The sequence below is a fragment of the Subtercola sp. Z020 genome, from assembly GCF_002931235.1.
In the GTDB taxonomy this organism is placed as follows: domain Bacteria; phylum Actinomycetota; class Actinomycetes; order Actinomycetales; family Microbacteriaceae; genus Subtercola.
On the sequence record NZ_PSTT01000159.1, the window covers coordinates 1 to 1,037 of the forward strand.

At 66.6% G+C, this 1,037-nt stretch carries 2 protein-coding genes; one reads left to right on the forward strand and one right to left on the reverse strand.

The features are described 5' to 3' along the window. Positions 1-82 precede the first annotated feature (82 nt). Complete coding sequence (locus tag C5B96_RS16970; protein WP_233189270.1) at positions 83-727, reverse strand: hypothetical protein; 645 nt, start codon at positions 725-727, stop codon at positions 83-85. Positions 728-751: 24 nt separating this feature from the next. Here C5B96_RS16970 and C5B96_RS17930 point away from each other — a divergent pair, with 24 nt between their 5' ends. Continuing rightward, a complete protein-coding gene (locus C5B96_RS17930) occupies positions 752-844 on the forward strand; it encodes a hypothetical protein (RefSeq protein ID WP_369826494.1) in 93 nt (30 codons plus the stop codon). Positions 845-1,037: the final 193 nt, after the last annotated feature.

A 1,037-nucleotide genomic window follows, 5' to 3' on the forward strand; every position in this document is an offset into this window, starting at 1 on the left:
GGTGCGCTACCAACTGCGCCACAGCCCCGAACTTCGGAGGCGGATCTCGGGGAGTTCCGCTCCAAACAACTTGCCCAGACTACTACACGCCGGGCCCGGAGGGGGCGACCTTGGCCGTCGAACCGCGGGGGGCGAAGGCGCGGCTCCCGGCATCCGGAGCCGACTTCGCCGACTCGACGACGATCGGGTGCTCCTGGGCGTAGGCGTCTTGGCGAATGCCCGTTACCTGCCACGAGACCTTCACATTCGGCTTGTCTGTCTTGATCACGAAACTGTTGTTCGCGACCTCCTTCGCGACCACGGCCTGGGCGAAGTCGCCGATGACGGTGAGCTGGTAGCGAAAGTCGCGGTTCAGGGCCTGGAAGTAGGCCGGCAGGCCGACGGTGGCGACGCCGTTGCCGTCGGTCGTGACGTTGCCGTTGTAGACGTTCATCATGTCGGGCGACTCGACGAACGAGTGCGAGAGCCATCTGTTGTCAGGGTCGAGCGGGTGGTCGATGCGAAAGGAGCCTGCGGCCTTCGAGAGCGTGCCCGTGACATGAGCGTTGCCGTTCGCATAGATGGCGTATCCGCTCGCAGCCTGGCCGTACACCCCGAAGTTCTGGCCGCTGGTGGCGGTGGCATTCGCGTACACGCCGTAGGTCGCGGCCTCGCCCCAGACCCCGACGTAGCCGGAGTCGCCGCGAACGCCAGCGGGCTGGCGCGTCGCCTGCACGACAGCAACCACTCCGGCTACTGGATCTTCATCGGCCTGATTCCGATCGTCGGCGCGATCGTGCTGCTGGTGTTCGTGCTGAGCGGCCCGAACCCTGCCGGCGCGCGGTTCGACAAGCCGACCAGCTAGTCCGCGGCGCGCACGACCCGATCGGCTGGGCCTCTGGCTTGCAGCCGATCGGGTCGGGCGGCGGGCGACCGCCGCGACACCGGGTGCGGCTAGGTGTACTCGGCCATGACGTTGGTGACAGTCGGGGCTTGATTTGAGGAGGACCTCCGGGGCTTAGTGGAGGTATCTGACATCTCTTCAGGCCACGGAGGTC